This is a genomic window from Arthrobacter sp. AG367, assembly GCF_007828995.1.
In the GTDB taxonomy this organism is placed as follows: domain Bacteria; phylum Actinomycetota; class Actinomycetes; order Actinomycetales; family Micrococcaceae; genus Arthrobacter.
Genome location: NZ_VIVE01000001.1, coordinates 1,247,765 through 1,261,943, shown reverse-complemented (window position 1 = coordinate 1,261,943; position 14,179 = coordinate 1,247,765). Strand labels below are relative to the sequence as shown.

The window sequence follows — 14,179 nt, the reverse complement described above, 5'->3', positions numbered from 1 at the left end:
TCCCACATGATGTGGCGGCCCGCGAACCGGGTAGGGGCGGATGACCTGTGGAAGTGCGGCAGCAGGCGCCGCCTTAGGACTGCAGGGTGCTGCGGATGGCCGCGCGGGCGTCGTCGAGGGCTGTCCTGACGGTTTCCAGCGTCACAGGGCTGATGGGGCGGCGCATGGCCTGCCGCCGCAGGTCCGCGCAGAGCTCATCATGGAACTTCTGCACCATCAGTTCCACGTCAAGCCGTTGGACGGAGACGGCGATGTCATTCTCGACCCCCGCCAGATCGTCGCGGCGCCGGTTCAGTTCGGCAAGGCCGGCGGCTGTAATGCGGTAGTTGGTGCGCCGCCCGGCCGGCTCGGTGGCCACCAGGCCATCCTCCTCGAGCTTGCCCAGCCGGGGGTAGATGGTTCCGGCGCTTGGCGAATAAGTCCCCGCGAACCTTTCCTTGAGCGCCTTGATGAGCTCGTACCCGTGCTTGGGCCCGCTTTCCAGCAGTGCCAGCAGGTAGAGGCGCAACGCACCGTGTGCGAAGACGGGCGGCATCAGCCTTGCGCTTCCCCGTCGCCGTCAAGTGGTGCAGGAGCGTGGGATATGGACGTCCTGCCGGATACCGAATTGGTCCGGACGAGCATCAGCTGGCCGTCGGGCCCGGCAATGGTCTCCACTTTGCCGTTGGCCAGGAGGCACTGCCGGCCGTCAAGGATCACCGCTCCGCCGGCGGACTTGGCCACGATGTCGACGCCGACGTCGTGCGGCAGCCTGATAGCCAGATCCCCGGACACCGAGTTGGAGCCGAAGTCCCGGGTGAAATCGAGCAGTTCAACGTCGAGGTGCCCGCTGACGGTGTTGGTGCGCACGTTGGTGAAGTATCCGGAGGCGGTAACCCTGCCTGAGACGCTCTTGGCCATGAGTACCCCGCGGTGGTTCCTGACCTCCACGCTGCCGCTGATGGTATTGACCTGAAGCTCGCCGGAGGTACTGTCCGCCACTACGGAACCTGACACGGTGTTCAGCCGGACACGGGCAGAGACGCCCGAAACCAGCCCGTCCCCGCTGACGGTCCCGGCCTCCACCTCCACACCCTGGGGAACAGCGATGGTGATGAGCGCGGAGTTGTCGCTGCTGTGGTTGACCGTCTCCATGAGGTTCTTGAACCAGCCCTGGGCTCCGTGCAGCTGGTGCCGCACTTCGAGCCTGCCGCTGTTCAGTGACACGGCTACCGGATCGCCGTGCACGTCGGCGAACTCCAGCCGCACCTGGGACCCCGCGTGCGCCGTGATCCTGAACCTGCCACGGACCATGCCCAGCTTCAGGGCCGTCACGCCGTCGACGTCCATGGTTTGCGGGTCTGTCACACTCCAGTTTTGCTCGGCCATGGTCCCCTCCAAAAGACGATATATCGCGTAGCCCCTACAACGTATCGCCGCAGGCGGGCAGGGTCAAGATATATCTCGAGCGGGCTACTACTGGGGGGCTTCCAGTCCCAGCCACTGGAACCAGCCGCGGTGCAGCACCAGCCATGCCATGAGGCCATAGCCTGCCTGGCCGGGCGTTCCACCGTTTGCGGCAAGGTCCTGGCGCCACTGTTCGTGGTTCAGCAGGGGCGAGAACGTGTCGACGTAGAGGTGCTTGCGGCGGGTGGTGACATCGGCGAAGGCGGTGTTCAGTTCGTCAAGCCGCCGGTTCTGGGCCGGGTCCAGCGTGGGAGGCGGCCCCACGACGAATACCTCGATCCGGTTCTGTGACGCCGAGTCCAGGATATTGGCCAGGTTCAGCCTGCTCCGTGCGGTGGAAAGACCGAATTCAATGTCCCGCCCGGACAGGCCGATGACCAGCCGGTTCTCCGCCTCGGGGCTGAAACGGCGGCCGGCTTCCTCCAGCCAACGTGCCGCAAGCCCCTCGGTGCCTTCCTGCGGACAGGGGAGGGCGTAGCTTTCCAGGAGCATTCCGTCCTGGGGAGTGCGGGCCAGGACGCGGCCCAGCCAGCCAAGTGCCCGGGGATCCCCCAGTCCGGCCAGCAGTTCGTCTCCTACAGCTGCGATCCGCAGCTTCCTGTCTTCCACGCGTTCCTCTTTACTTCGGTACGGGTTTACTTCGGTACGGCCGCTGCATCGTCGCCGCCGCGGCTGCGGGGGTACGGGGCGGCGCTGTCCATCCATTAAACAGAACTGCCCGGCCGGAGTCTGGTATTTCGACTCCGGCCGGGCAGCCTTACTGCTTACTTCCGTGCAAATGCCTGCTTCAGGAGGACATCCTGTTCCGCAGCGTGCCGCTTCATGGAGCCGGCTGCCGTGGAGGCGGATGCCGGCCGGGACACAAGGCGGACCCGCCGGTCAAGGGCCTCGGGCAGGTGCAGGCCGATGAATGGCCAGGGGCCCTGGTTGGCAGGCTCATCCTGTGCCCAGACCACTTCGGCGTTGGGGTACTTGGCGAGCTCCGCCGCGATCTCCTGGTGCGGCAGCGGGTAGAGCTGCTCCACGCGGATGATGGCGGTGGTCTTGTCGCCGGTCTTCTGCCGGGTGGACAGGAGATCGTAGTACAGGCGGCCGGAGACCAGAAGCACGCGTTCGACGGCGGTGGCCGGCAGCTGCTCATGCTCACCAATGACAGGACGGAAGGTGCCGCTGGTGAAGTCCTCCACGGACGAGGCGGCAGCCTTCAGGCGCAGCAGCTGCTTGGGCGTGAAGATGATCAACGGCTTGCGCGGCCGGTTGTACGCCTGGCGCCGCAGCAAGTGGAAGTGCGAGGCCGCCGTGGTGGGGTTGGCCACGATCATGTTGTCTTCCGCGCAGAGCTGCAGGAAGCGCTCGATCCTCGCCGAGGAGTGGTCCGGGCCCTGGCCTTCGTAGCCGTGCGGGAGCATCAGGACCAGCGAGGACCGCTGGCCCCACTTCTGCTCTGCGGAGGAGATGAATTCGTCGATGATGGTCTGCGCACCGTTGACGAAGTCGCCGAACTGGGCCTCCCAGAGGACCAGGGCGTCCGGGCGTTCCACGGAGTAGCCGTACTCGAAGCCCATGGCCGCGTATTCGGACAGCAGTGAATCGTAGATCCACAGCTTGGCCTGGTCGTCGGAAAGGTTGCCCAGCGGCAGCCATTCCTTGCCGTTGGCACGGTCGTGGAAGACGGCGTGGCGCTGTACGAAGGTGCCGCGGCGGGAGTCCTGGCCGGCAAGGCGTACGGGGACGCCTTCCATGATCAGGGAGCCGAAGGCTGCGATCTCGCCGAAGCCCCAGTCGATGCCGCCTTCGCGGGACATCTGCTCGCGCTTTTCCAGCAGCTGCTTCAACTTGGGGTGGACCGTAAAGCCATCGGGGATCTCGACGTGAGCCTTGCCGATCCGGGCCAGGGTGTCGGCGCTGATGGCCGTGGAGGCCGGTGCGCTGACGCTGGAATCGGACTGCTGGGCCATGGGCCGCTCGATGTCGGACACGGCAGCGGAATCCGCGGTCACGATCGGGATGGGGGAGGTCTGGGCGGCGTGGGTCTCGGCGAAGACCCGCTCCAGCCGTTCCTGGTAGTCGCGGAGCAGCTGCTCGGCTTCTTCCTCGGTAATGTCCCCGCGGCCGATGAGCGACTCCGTGTACAACTTGCGGACGGAGCGCTTGGCCTCGATCAGGTTGTACATCAGCGGCTGGGTCATCGAGGGGTCGTCACCCTCGTTGTGGCCCCGGCGGCGGTAGCACACCATGTCGATGACGACGTCCTTGTGGAAGCGCTGGCGGAATTCGTAGGCGAGCTGGCCGATGCGGACCACAGCCTCGGGGTCGTCGCCGTTCACGTGGAAGACCGGTGCCTGGATCATCTTGGCAACGTCCGTGGAGTACGTGGATGAGCGCGACGACGACGGGGCGGTGGTGAAGCCGACCTGGTTGTTGACCACGATGTGGATGGTTCCACCGGTGCGGTAACCGCGCAGCTGGGACAGGTTGAGCGTTTCCGCAACCACGCCCTGGCCGGCGAAGGCAGCGTCGCCGTGGACCATGATGGGCAGGACGGGGAACGACTCGCCCTGGTCAAGGCGGTCCTGCTTGGCCCTGACAATGCCCTCGAGGACGGAGTCCACGGCTTCCAGGTGGGACGGGTTGGCGGCGAGGTAGACCTTGGTCTCCTTGCCGGTGTCCGAGGTGAAGGTACCTTCGGTGCCCAGGTGGTACTTGACGTCGCCGGAGCCCTGGACGGAGCGCGGATCCTGCGTGCCTTCGAATTCGCGGAACACCTGTGCGTAGGTCTTGCCGGCGATGTTCGTCAGGACGTTGAGGCGGCCGCGGTGGGCCATGCCGATGGCAACCTCGTCCAGGCCGTCATCGGCTGCATCGGACATGATGGCGTCCAGCAACGGAATCAGGGACTCGCCGCCTTCCAGCGAGAAGCGCTTCTGCCCCACGAACTTGGTCTGCAGGAAGGTTTCGAAGGCCTCGGCCGCGTTCAGCTTGGAGACGATCCGCAGCTGCTCTTCCCGGCTGGGCTTGGAGTAGGGGTGTTCCAGCTGGTCCTGGAACCACTTGCGCTCGGCAGGCTCCTGGATGTGCATGTATTCGATGCCGGTGGTGCGGCAGTAGGCATCCCGCAGGACTCCGAGGATGTCGCGGAACTTCAGCATCGGCTTGCCGCCGAAGCCGCCCGTGGGCCATTCGCGGTCCAGGTCCCAGAGGGTCAGGCCGTAGGTGAGGACGTCGAGGTCCGGGTGCTTGCGCTGCACGTACTCCAGCGGATCGGTATCCGCCATGAGGTGGCCGCGTACGCGGAAGGAGTGGATCAGCTGCTGGATCCGGGCAACCTTGTTGATCTCGTCAGCCGGATCCACCTGCAGGTCCGCACTCCAGCGGACAGGCTCGTAGGGGATGCGGAGGGCTTCGAAGATCTCGTCGTAGAAGTTCTGTGCGCCCAGCAGCAGCTGGTGCACCAGCTTGAGGAACTCGCCGCTGCCGGCGCCCTGGATGACGCGGTGGTCATACGTCGAGGTCAGGGTGAGGACCTTGCTGATGGCGTTGTGGGCGATGATCTTTTCGCTGGCACCCTGGAATTCGGCCGGGTAGTCAAGGGCGCCGACGCCGATGATGGCCGCCTGGCCCTTGGAAAGGCGCGGCACTGAGTGCACGGTGCCGATGCCGCCGGGGTTGGTCAGGGAGACAGTGGTGCCCTGATGGTCCTCGGCGGTGAGCTTGCCGTTGCGGGCGCGCTTGATGAGGTCCTCGTACGTGTGCCAGAACTCGGCGAAGTTGAGGGTCTCGGCCTTCTTGATGTTCGGGACCATGAGCAGGCGGGTGCCGTCGGGCTTGGGCATGTCGATGGCGATGCCGAAGTTGACGTGGGCCGGCTGGACCGCAACGGGCTTGCCGTCCACCTCGTCGTAGTACACGTTCATCGACGGGAACTGGGAAAGGGCCCGGATGACTGCGTAGCCAATGAGGTGCGTGAAGGAGACCTTGCCGCCGCGGGCGCGGGCCAGGTTCGAGTTGATGACCACGCGGTTGTCGATGAGCAGCTTGGCCGGAATCGCCCGGACGCTGGTGGCCGTGGGCACCTCAAGGCTGGTGACCATGTTGGTGGCGATGGCCTTGGCAGGTCCGCGGAGGACGGAGACGACGTCCTCCTCCGGCGCGGTGGGGGCCTTGACGTTCTTGGGCAGCTGCGCCGGAATGGGCTGCGAGCCGGTGCCTGCTTCGGTCTTCTTGCCGCCGTCGCGTGCCTCCGTGGCGGGGGCCTTCTTGACCGGCGCAGGGGCTGCTGCAGGAGCGGCGGCCGGGGTGGCGGCGGGTGCCGCCGGGGGAGTGGCAGGGGCTGCGGCCGGCGACGGTGCCGAAGCAGCGGGTGCCGTCTTCACCACGGGCAGCTCGCGCGTAGGAGGATTGGCAGCGTGCGCGGAATTTCCATTGTTGGAAGAACCGTTACCCGAGTCGAAAGATTCAAACAGCGGCCACCACTTGGCGTCCACGGCGTTCTTGTCCTGTTGGTACTGCTCGTACAGTTCGTCAACGAGCCACTCGTTCCCGCCAAATTCCTCTGGTAGACGGTGGCTTGGCTGCTCTGGCACTTGAAATACGCCTCTTCCATGAGTTTGATTTCTCTTTGGCCCCCCGGTGCTTCAGCACTGCGATCGAACCAGTCTCTGCGTCCTCTGAACCCAGACCCTTAGCAAGTCTAGTGAGCATCTTGTGTTAACTGCCAATAAGGGTGACCCAAATCATGAAGTGACGAACATGGGGCTGAATGTGAGCCCAAAATTGCATCTGAATTGCCATCTGATACGCCCGGCTCCTGGAGCGCCAAGGGTCGCCGGGAAGCCCCGCAAAGTGCTGGGGCGGCCGGAGGCCGGGCCGCCCCGGCGGCGGACTGCCGCGCATCCGGCCGGGGCCGCTCCTGTAGACTGAAATTCTTATGGACAGTAAATCTAGGTGCCGGCCTGGGCACTGTCAGCGGAGCTCCACGAGGAGCGCCGCACAGTCCGCCCCCAGAGCCGGCAAACCCCGACAACGCGCCCATCACCAGCCAGCGGCCCAGCTTGCCGCATCCCGTGCGGACCAGTCCTCGGGATCCGCCGACCATCCTCCGCCGGGCCGAAGCAGCTCCTCCCTTTTCCGGTCGGCTGCGCTCCCGGCGGTCCTGCCGCTCCAGGCGGGATGCTGAATGGAGTGGCTCCTCCTGGCAGCAGGCCTGCTGCTGATCGCCGGCACCGGATTCTTTGTGGCCGTCGAGTTTTCCCTCATCGCTTTGGACCAATCCACCGTCCAGCGCGCCATTGACGACGGGGACAGCGGCGCTGTGCCGTTGCTCACCTGCCTCAAATCGCTGTCAACCCAGCTGTCCAGCTGCCAACTCGGCATCACCCTGACCACGCTGCTCACCGGCTACGTCATGGAACCCTCGGCTGGCCACCTCCTCGAGGCGCCGCTGGCCGCCGTCGGACTTCCCGCCGTGGCCGTGCAGTCCATCTCCCTCATCCTCGCCATGGTGCTGGCTACGCTGCTGTCCATGCTCCTGGGTGAGCTGGTGCCCAAGAACATGGCGATCGCGCTGTCGTTCCCCGTGGGCCGGGCGCTGGCCCGGCCACAGCTGATCTTCACGGCGATCTTCAAACCGGCCATCCTGGTCCTGAACGGCTTTTCCAACAAGGTCCTGAACGTTTTCGGGCTGGAAGCCAAGGAAGAAATTTCCGGCGCGCGGACTCCGGCGGAGCTTGCCTCGCTGGTCCGCAGGTCGGCTGCGATGGGAACGCTCGACGCCGGGACTGCGAACTTCATCGCCCGCACCCTGAATTTCTCAACGCGGACGGCCGCGGACGTCATGACGCCGCGCATCCGGCTCGAGACAATCGACGCCGACCAGCCGGTCTCCGACGTGGTGGACGCAGCACGCAGGACCGGGTACTCCCGGTTCCCTGTTATTGGCGAGTCCGCCGACGACATCCGCGGACTGGTGCACGTCAAGAAGGCCGTCGCTGTTCCGTGGGACCGGCGCCGCAACCTTGAAGCGGGCGCCATCATGACCGAGGTACTGCGGGTGCCCGAGACCATCCACCTTGATGCACTCCTGGCCGAGCTCCGCGAGGGAAACCTCCAGCTGGCCGTCGTGCTTGATGAATACGGGGGTACGGCAGGCATCGCCACCCTTGAGGACCTGGTGGAGGAAATCGTGGGCGAGGTGGCGGACGAGCACGACAAGGTCCGTCCGGGGCTACTGCAAAGCGCCTCCGGCGACTGGTACTTTCCCGGGCTCCTCCGTCCGGACGAGTTGTCCGAACAGATCCCGGGGCTGAGTGTTCCGGACGAAGCGGCCTATGAGACCGTGGGCGGCTACGTCATGAGCAAACTCGGCCGGATCGCCGTGGTGGGGGACGCCGTCCCGGTGGGCGGCGGAACGCTCAGCGTTACCAGGATGGACGGCCGGAGAATCGACCGCATCTGCTTCCACCCGGCGGATCAACCGGCTGCACAGGACGCCAATGACAGGAGCAAGCCATGAGTGACTGGGCGGGCATCCTCTGGCTGGGCTTGCTCCTGCTGGGCAATGCCTTTTTCGTGGCGGCTGAGTTTGCCATCATGTCCGCGCGCCGCAGCCAGATTGAGCCCTTGTCCGACACCGGATCCAAGCGCGCCCAGACAACCCTGCGCGCCATGGAGAACGTGTCCTTGATGCTGGCCTGCGCGCAGCTTGGCATCACCGTCTGCTCCCTGCTGATCCTGCTGGTGGCCGAGCCGGCAATCCACCACCTGCTTGCCGTCCCCATCGAGACGGTGGGCCTGCCGGCGGAAGCTGCGGACGTTGCGGCCTTCGCCGTGGCCCTGATGCTGGTGACCTTCCTCCACGTCACATTCGGCGAGATGGTGCCCAAGAACATCTCGGTGTCCGTGGCGGACAAGGCCGCGCTGCTCCTGGCCCCGCCGCTGCTGTTCATCTCGCGGCTGGTCCATCCGGTGATTTCAGTCCTCAACTGGTCCGCCAACTACATCCTTAAGCTGATGCGGATCGAGCCCAAGGATGAGGTGACGTCCTCCTTCACGCTGGAGGAGGTGCAGTCGATCGTCCAGGAGTCCACCCGCCACGGCCTGGTGGACGACGACGCCGGGCTCATTACCGGTGCCCTGGAGTTCTCGGAGCACACGGCGGAGGACATCATGGTGCCGCTCGGGAAGCTGGTCATGCTGGGGGCTTCCACCACTCCGGTGGAATTTGAAAAGGCCGTCAGCCGTACGGGGTTCTCCCGGTTTCCCATGCTGGATGACGACGACATGCTCTACGGCTACCTCCACGTGAAGGATGTGCTGTCCATTCCGGAGTCCGCCTACGAACTGCCGATTGCCGAGAGCCGCATCCGCTCGCTGGCCAACCTGGCGCTGGGGGACGAGATCGAAAAAGCCATGTCCGTCATGCAGCGCACGGGATCCCACCTTGCACGCGTGATCGGCCCGGACGGCAAGACGCGGGGTGTGCTCTTCCTTGAGGACGTCATCGAACAGCTCGTCGGTGAAATCCGGGACGCGACGCAGGCCACCGGAATCCGCCGGTTGGGCCAGCCGAACGGAAATTGACCTAAATAGGAATCATTCGCATTTAGGTATAGGCTTGCACTGTCGTCCTCCCCATCTGCGTGAACTGAGGTTTCCCGTGCGCCGTACCGCCGCTGCCAGCTCTTTCCTTGCCGCCCTGACGGGCCTTGGCCTTCTGCTCAGTGCGTGCAGCCCGCAGCAGTCCGGGACGCCCGCTTCCACGCAGGGGATCAACGTCGTGGCCTCGACGAATGTGTACGGCGACATTGCCAGGAGCATCGGTGGGGATAAGGTCAGCGTGACCGCGATCATCAACAACGCCGGCCAGGATCCGCATTCCTATCAGGCAACCGCCCAGGACCGCCTCACTGTTTCGAAGGCGCAGCTGGTCATCGAAAACGGCGGCGGCTACGACGACTTCCTTCATACCCTGGTGGAGAGCAGCAAGCTCGACGGCGGTTCGGTGCTGACCGCCGTCGAAGTCTCCGGCCTTGCCCACCCGGAGGAGGAGGCTTCCGCCTCGACCGGGCCGGCCGCCGAAGGCCCTGGCGGGCACGATCACGGCAACTTCAACGAGCACGTCTGGTACAGCCTGCCGGCCATGGAGCGGATGGCCGACAGTGTTGCGGCGAAGCTCGGCACGCTGGATCCCGGTTCTGCCGCCACGTTCACAGCCAACGCCGACGCCTTCAAGGCCTCCCTCTCAGACCTGCACGGCAAGCTGGAGGCCCGGAAAGGCGCGGCGGCCGGAGGACAGGTTGCGGTCACCGAACCCGTTCCCCTCTACCTGCTCGAAGATGCGGGCCTGAAGAACGCCACACCTGAGGCCTACACTGCCGCGATCGAGGAGGGCACTGACGTCCCGCCCGCCGCCATGAAGGAGGCCACAGACCTGGTGGCTTCCGGGACAGTGCGGCTGCTGGCCTACAACGCGCAGACCGAGGGCCCGCAGACGGAAGCGCTGAAGAAGGCTGCTGAAGCCGCCGGGGTTCCGGTGGTGGACTTCACCGAAACCCTGCCTGAGGGAAAGACCTACGTGCAGTGGATGACGGACAATGTGAACAACGTCAGCAAAATTCTGGAGTCAAACAGGTGAAATCCGTCGTCAGCCTCAGCGGGGCCTGCCTCAGGTTCGGTCAGCGCACGCTTTGGGAGGATCTGGACCTGGACATCAGGCCCGGTGAGTTCTTCGCCGTGCTGGGTCCCAACGGCAGCGGCAAAACCAGTTTCCTGAAGGTCCTCCTGGGCCTGCAGAAGCTGCACTCCGGACAAGCGTTCCTGGGCGGCCGGCCCGTGGAACGCGGCAGCAACCTGATCGGCTACATTCCACAACAGAAGTCGTTTCCGCAGGACACGCCCCTGCGTGCCCGCGATTTGGTGGCCCTGGGAGTCGACGGGCACCGGTGGGGCATCCGGTTGTCGGCCGGCAAGACAAACCGCAGGGTGGACCAGCTCCTGGAACTGGTGGGCGCCTCCGACTACGCCAAGGTCCCCGTTGGCCAGCTCTCCGGCGGGGAGCAACAGCGGCTCCGCGTGGCGCAGGCACTGGCAACTGATCCGCAGGTCCTGCTCTGCGATGAGCCGCTGTTGTCCCTTGACCTGCACCACCAGCAGGCAGTCAGCGCCCTGATCAACAAACAAAGCCGCGAACACAACAGCGCCGTTGTCTTCGTTACCCACGAAATCAACCCCATCATCGACTACGTGGACCGGGTCCTGTACCTGGCAGGGGGACGGTTCCGGGTGGGGACGCCGGAAGAGGTCATGACCACGGAAGTGCTCTCCGACCTCTACGGCACCCAGGTGGAGGTGATCCACGCCAACGGCCGGATCGTCGTCGTTGGCCTGCCCGATGCCACCACCCACCACCACGCCGAGGCTGACGCCCTGGCAGGGGAGGCAGCGTAATGGACGCCGACAGCATCCTCGGTGCCATCTTCAACTTCGACAACTACGGCGAACTGCTGGTCCTGGTCCAGAACTCAATCTGGGCGGGCGCCATCCTGGGGCTCCTTGGCGGCCTCGTGGGCACGTTCGTCATGAAGCGGGACCTCGCTTTCGCGGTCCACGGCATCTCCGAACTTTCCTTCGCCGGCGCCGCCTTCGCCCTGCTGGTCGGTGCGGACGTGGTTTTTGGCTCGCTCATAGGATCGGTGGCGGCAGCGCTGCTGCTGGGCCTGATGGGTGTCCGGGCCAGGGACAAGAACTCAACCATCGGCGTGATCATGCCGTTCGGCCTGGGACTCGGAATCCTGTTCCTGTCCCTGTACCAGGGCCGGGCCGCAAACAAGTTCGGGCTCCTCACCGGGCAAATCGTTTCCGTGGACACCGTCCAGCTCCAGGCCCTCGCCGGGACCGCTGTCGTGGTGATGCTGGTGCTGGTGGCCATCTGGCGGCCGCTCACCTTCGCCAGCGTGGATCCCGAACTCGCCGAGGCGCGGGGAGTCCCGGTCCGCACGCTGGCCCTCGTCTTCATGGTCCTCCTGGGCGTCAGTGTGGCCTTGTCCATCCAGGTGGTCGGCGCCCTGCTGGTGCTTGCGCTGCTGATTACGCCGGCGGCCGCGGCCCTGCGGGTCACGTCGTCGCCGGTTGCGGCGGTGGTCCTGAGCGTCGTTTTTGCTGTCACCGCAACGGTGGGCGGAATCCTGCTGGCACTGGGCGGACGGATCCCCATCAGCCCCTACGTCACCACGTTGTCGTTCCTGATCTACGTGGCCTGCCGCGCCATCAGCTCCGTGCGCGCCGCGCGCGGCATCAACGGGCGGGTCCTTACAGCTTCCCGGCAGCCTTAAGGGCGGTGCAGTCAGGGCACAGGCCGAAAATCTCCACGGTATGGTCCACCTCGGTAAACCCATGCTCGGCGGCCGTGCGCACCGCCCACGTTTCGACGGCGGGTGCCTCCACCTCCACTGCCTTTCCGCAGTTCCTGCACAGCAGGTGGTGGTGATGCGCGGTCACCGCACAGCGCCGGTACACGGCCTCGCCGTCGCCATTGCGCAGCACATCCACCAGTCCCTCATCGGCGAGTGACTGCAGGATCCGGTAGGCAGTGGCCAATGACACGGACACGCCCTGGTTCTGCAGGATGCGGTACAGCTCCTGCGTGCTGACGAAGTCGTCCAGGTGGTCCAGGGCCGCACTGACGGCCTTGCGCTGCTTGGTAACGCGCTGTTCCCTGCCGCCTCCTGCCGGGGATGGGGCGGCGGAATCAGCCTTGACGCCGATCGGCATGGACGAACTCGCTTCCGTGGGGGGCAAACACCAAGATTACCAGCCGGAGCTTCATGGGCCGGAGTGCAGGACAGGGTCCGTGGACAGGCTTCCGGGGCGGACCCTAGGCTGGCGCTATGAAGCTGACCAAGTACACCCACGCCTGTATCCGGCTCGAGAAGGAAGGCCGCATCCTGGTACTGGACCCCGGCACCTTCTCCGAATCAGCCGAGGCGCTGTCAGGGGCGCAGGCAGTCCTGGTAACCCACGAACACGCAGACCATCTTGACAGCAAGGCCGTGGTGGCCGCCCTCGAAGGAGATCCGGGCCTGGCGCTGTATGCCCCCGGGGGCGTGGCCGGGCAACTGCGCCGGGAAGCCGCCGCCGCGGCAGACCGCATCCATACGGTGGAACCCGGCCAATCCTTCCAGGCAGCCGGCTTCGACATCCGCAGCTTCGGCGGCCAGCACGCCCTGATCCACCCGCAGATCCCGGTGGTTGCCAACATCGGTTTCCTGGTGGACGGAAACGTGTACCACCCGGGGGACTCGTTCATCATCCCGGACGGAATCCAGGTCCAGACGCTCCTGGTCCCGCTGCACGCGCCGTGGAGCAAGTCCGCCGAGGTTGTTGACTTCGTCATCGGTGTGCGGGCGCCGCGCGCCTTCCAGATCCATGACGGCCTGCTCAACGACAACGGCCTGGGCATCGTTGAAGGCCATGTCAAGCGGATCGGCGCCAAGTACGGCACCGAATACAGGCACCTGGCCGCCCGCGAGTCCGTGGAGGTTTAGGCCGGCGCGCCGGTCCACTCCCCGGTGTCCAGGAAGCGCGAAATCACGGCCTCGTAGGGCGCCGGATCCAGCCCCTGGGAAGCCAGCCAGTCCTGGTTCCAGTAGTTGCCCGCATACCGTTCGCCGCCGTCGCACATCAACGACACGATGCTGCCCTTGCGGCCCTCGGACAGCATCTGGGCCACCGTCTGCCAGACTCCCCACAGGTTGGTTCCGGTGGAGGGACCTGCATGCAGGCCGGCGAATGAGTTCAGGTGCCGCATTGCTGCCACCGAGGCGGCATCCGGCACCTGGACCATCCGGTCGATCACCGTAGGGATGAAGCTCGGCTCCATTCGGGCCCGGCCAATGCCTTCGATGCGCGAGGGCAGGCCGGTGGGCCGTCCGGCTGTTTCCCCCAGCCAGCCTGGATAGAAGGCCGAGTTCTCCGGGTCCACCACCAGCAACCGTGTGGGATGGCTGTGGTAGCGCAGATACCGGCCGATCGTGGCGCTGGTTCCGCCCGTACCGGCGCCAACCACGATCCACTCCGGCACCGGATGCGGCTCCAGGCTGAGCTGTCCGAAGATCGATTCGGCGATGTTGTTGTTCCCGCGCCAGTCGGTGGCCCGCTCCGCGAACGTGAACTGGTCCATGTAATGCCCGTTGCAGGTGGCGGCTACTTCTTCGGCTGTCGAATACACATCCGTGGCGTTCTCCACCAGCAGGCAGGAGCCGCCGAACTTTTCGATCAGCGCGATCTTTTCCGGGCTGGTGGTGCGGGCCATCACGGCGACAAAGGGCAAACCCAGCAACTGGGCGAAGTAGGCCTCCGAGACCGCGGTGCTGCCGCTTGAGGCCTCCACGATGGTGGTGTCCGCCCGGATCCAGCCGTTGACCAGCCCGAACAGGAACAGGGACCTGGCCAGCCGGTGCTTCAGGCTGCCGGAGCGGTGCGTGGACTCGTCCTTGAGGTACAGCCGGATGCCCCACTGTTCCGGCAGCGGCACGGAGTACAGGTGCGTGTCCGCGGAACGGTTGTTTTCGGCGGTGATGGTGCGGATGGCCTGGTCGGCCCAGTCCCGGTCCGTTCCGCCATCGTTCCTGCCGGTGCTGCCCTCGATCGTCACCAGTCCAGCCTACCCGCGGGCCGGGAACTCCCCGTCTAGAGTGGGACCGGCGGCCGTCCAGGCAGGATGTCCCGCGTCCGCCGT

General features: G+C 65.6%; 12 protein-coding genes. 6 read left to right on the top strand and 6 right to left on the bottom strand.

The window, feature by feature from the left end:
• Window positions 1–73 precede the first annotated feature (73 nt).
• The 4 genes from FB478_RS05865 to FB478_RS05850 all read right to left on the bottom strand — a co-directional run bounded on the left by FB478_RS05865 (window position 74) and on the right by FB478_RS05850 (window position 6,029).
• A complete protein-coding gene (locus tag FB478_RS05865; RefSeq protein ID WP_018768445.1) occupies window positions 74–535 on the bottom strand; it encodes a PadR family transcriptional regulator in 462 nt (153 codons plus the stop codon).
• A complete protein-coding gene (locus FB478_RS05860; RefSeq protein WP_056388036.1) occupies window positions 535–1,368 on the bottom strand; it encodes a DUF4097 family beta strand repeat-containing protein in 834 nt (277 codons plus the stop codon). The genes FB478_RS05865 and FB478_RS05860 overlap by 1 nt, the downstream gene beginning before the upstream one ends.
• An 87-nt stretch (window positions 1,369–1,455) precedes the next feature.
• Entirely contained in the window at window positions 1,456–2,055 is a 600-nt protein-coding gene (locus FB478_RS05855; RefSeq protein ID WP_056388034.1) for a GDSL-type esterase/lipase family protein, read from the bottom strand.
• Window positions 2,056–2,210: 155 nt separating this feature from the next.
• The gene (locus FB478_RS05850) at window positions 2,211–6,029 is read right to left on the bottom strand and encodes a multifunctional oxoglutarate decarboxylase/oxoglutarate dehydrogenase thiamine pyrophosphate-binding subunit/dihydrolipoyllysine-residue succinyltransferase subunit (protein WP_056388033.1); all 3,819 of its coding nucleotides are present in this window, start codon (window positions 6,027–6,029) and stop codon (window positions 2,211–2,213) included.
• A gap of 593 nt (window positions 6,030–6,622) precedes the next feature.
• Between FB478_RS05850 and FB478_RS05845 the strand changes: the two genes are divergently transcribed.
• The 5 genes from FB478_RS05845 to FB478_RS05825 all read left to right on the top strand — a co-directional run bounded on the left by FB478_RS05845 (window position 6,623) and on the right by FB478_RS05825 (window position 11,774).
• Complete coding sequence (locus FB478_RS05845; RefSeq protein WP_144599885.1) at window positions 6,623–7,957, top strand: hemolysin family protein; 1,335 nt, start codon at window positions 6,623–6,625, stop codon at window positions 7,955–7,957.
• Complete coding sequence (locus tag FB478_RS05840; RefSeq protein ID WP_056388031.1) at window positions 7,954–9,024, top strand: hemolysin family protein; 1,071 nt, start codon at window positions 7,954–7,956, stop codon at window positions 9,022–9,024. Before FB478_RS05845 ends, FB478_RS05840 begins: the two co-directional genes overlap by 4 nt.
• A 76-nt stretch (window positions 9,025–9,100) precedes the next feature.
• Window positions 9,101–10,078: a metal ABC transporter solute-binding protein, Zn/Mn family gene (locus tag FB478_RS05835; protein WP_056388029.1), complete on the top strand. Its 978-nt coding sequence runs from the start codon at window positions 9,101–9,103 to the stop codon at window positions 10,076–10,078.
• The gene (locus FB478_RS05830; RefSeq protein ID WP_056388027.1) at window positions 10,075–10,890 is read left to right on the top strand and encodes a metal ABC transporter ATP-binding protein; all 816 of its coding nucleotides are present in this window, start codon (window positions 10,075–10,077) and stop codon (window positions 10,888–10,890) included. The genes FB478_RS05835 and FB478_RS05830 overlap by 4 nt, the downstream gene beginning before the upstream one ends.
• Window positions 10,890–11,774 (top strand): metal ABC transporter permease, encoded by an 885-nt coding sequence (locus tag FB478_RS05825; protein ID WP_056388024.1) that lies wholly within the window; start codon window positions 10,890–10,892, stop codon window positions 11,772–11,774. The genes FB478_RS05830 and FB478_RS05825 overlap by 1 nt, the downstream gene beginning before the upstream one ends.
• On the opposite strand, the gene FB478_RS05820 is transcribed toward FB478_RS05825, so the two are convergent.
• Window positions 11,752–12,213: a Fur family transcriptional regulator gene (locus FB478_RS05820; RefSeq protein ID WP_018768436.1), complete on the bottom strand. Its 462-nt coding sequence runs from the start codon at window positions 12,211–12,213 to the stop codon at window positions 11,752–11,754. The two genes, FB478_RS05825 and FB478_RS05820, sit on opposite strands and share 23 nt — an antisense overlap.
• A 116-nt stretch (window positions 12,214–12,329) precedes the next feature.
• Here FB478_RS05820 and FB478_RS05815 point away from each other — a divergent pair, with 116 nt between their 5' ends.
• On the top strand, window positions 12,330–12,986 hold the full coding sequence (locus tag FB478_RS05815; protein WP_018768435.1) for an MBL fold metallo-hydrolase: 657 nt from the start codon (window positions 12,330–12,332) through the stop codon (window positions 12,984–12,986).
• Here FB478_RS05815 and FB478_RS05810 read toward each other — a convergent pair.
• Window positions 12,983–14,095, bottom strand: a complete 1,113-nt coding sequence (locus FB478_RS05810; protein WP_134163835.1) for a PLP-dependent cysteine synthase family protein — start codon at window positions 14,093–14,095, stop codon at window positions 12,983–12,985. The genes FB478_RS05815 and FB478_RS05810 overlap by 4 nt on opposite strands.
• Between the last annotated feature and the right edge of the window lie 84 nt (window positions 14,096–14,179).

Coding starts and splice junctions, on each gene's coding strand:
- FB478_RS05845 (WP_144599885.1), top strand. CDS start 6,623: ATGGAGTGGCTCCTCCTGGCAGCAGGCCTGCTGCTGATCGCCGGCACC.
- FB478_RS05840 (WP_056388031.1), top strand. CDS start 7,954: ATGAGTGACTGGGCGGGCATCCTCTGGCTGGGCTTGCTCCTGCTGGGC.
- FB478_RS05815 (WP_018768435.1), top strand. CDS start 12,330: ATGAAGCTGACCAAGTACACCCACGCCTGTATCCGGCTCGAGAAGGAA.
- FB478_RS05860 (WP_056388036.1), bottom strand. CDS start 1,368: ATGGCCGAGCAAAACTGGAGTGTGACAGACCCGCAAACCATGGACGTC.
- FB478_RS05820 (WP_018768436.1), bottom strand. CDS start 12,213: ATGCCGATCGGCGTCAAGGCTGATTCCGCCGCCCCATCCCCGGCAGGA.
- FB478_RS05865 (WP_018768445.1), bottom strand. CDS start 535: ATGCCGCCCGTCTTCGCACACGGTGCGTTGCGCCTCTACCTGCTGGCA.
- FB478_RS05825 (WP_056388024.1), top strand. CDS start 10,890: ATGGACGCCGACAGCATCCTCGGTGCCATCTTCAACTTCGACAACTAC.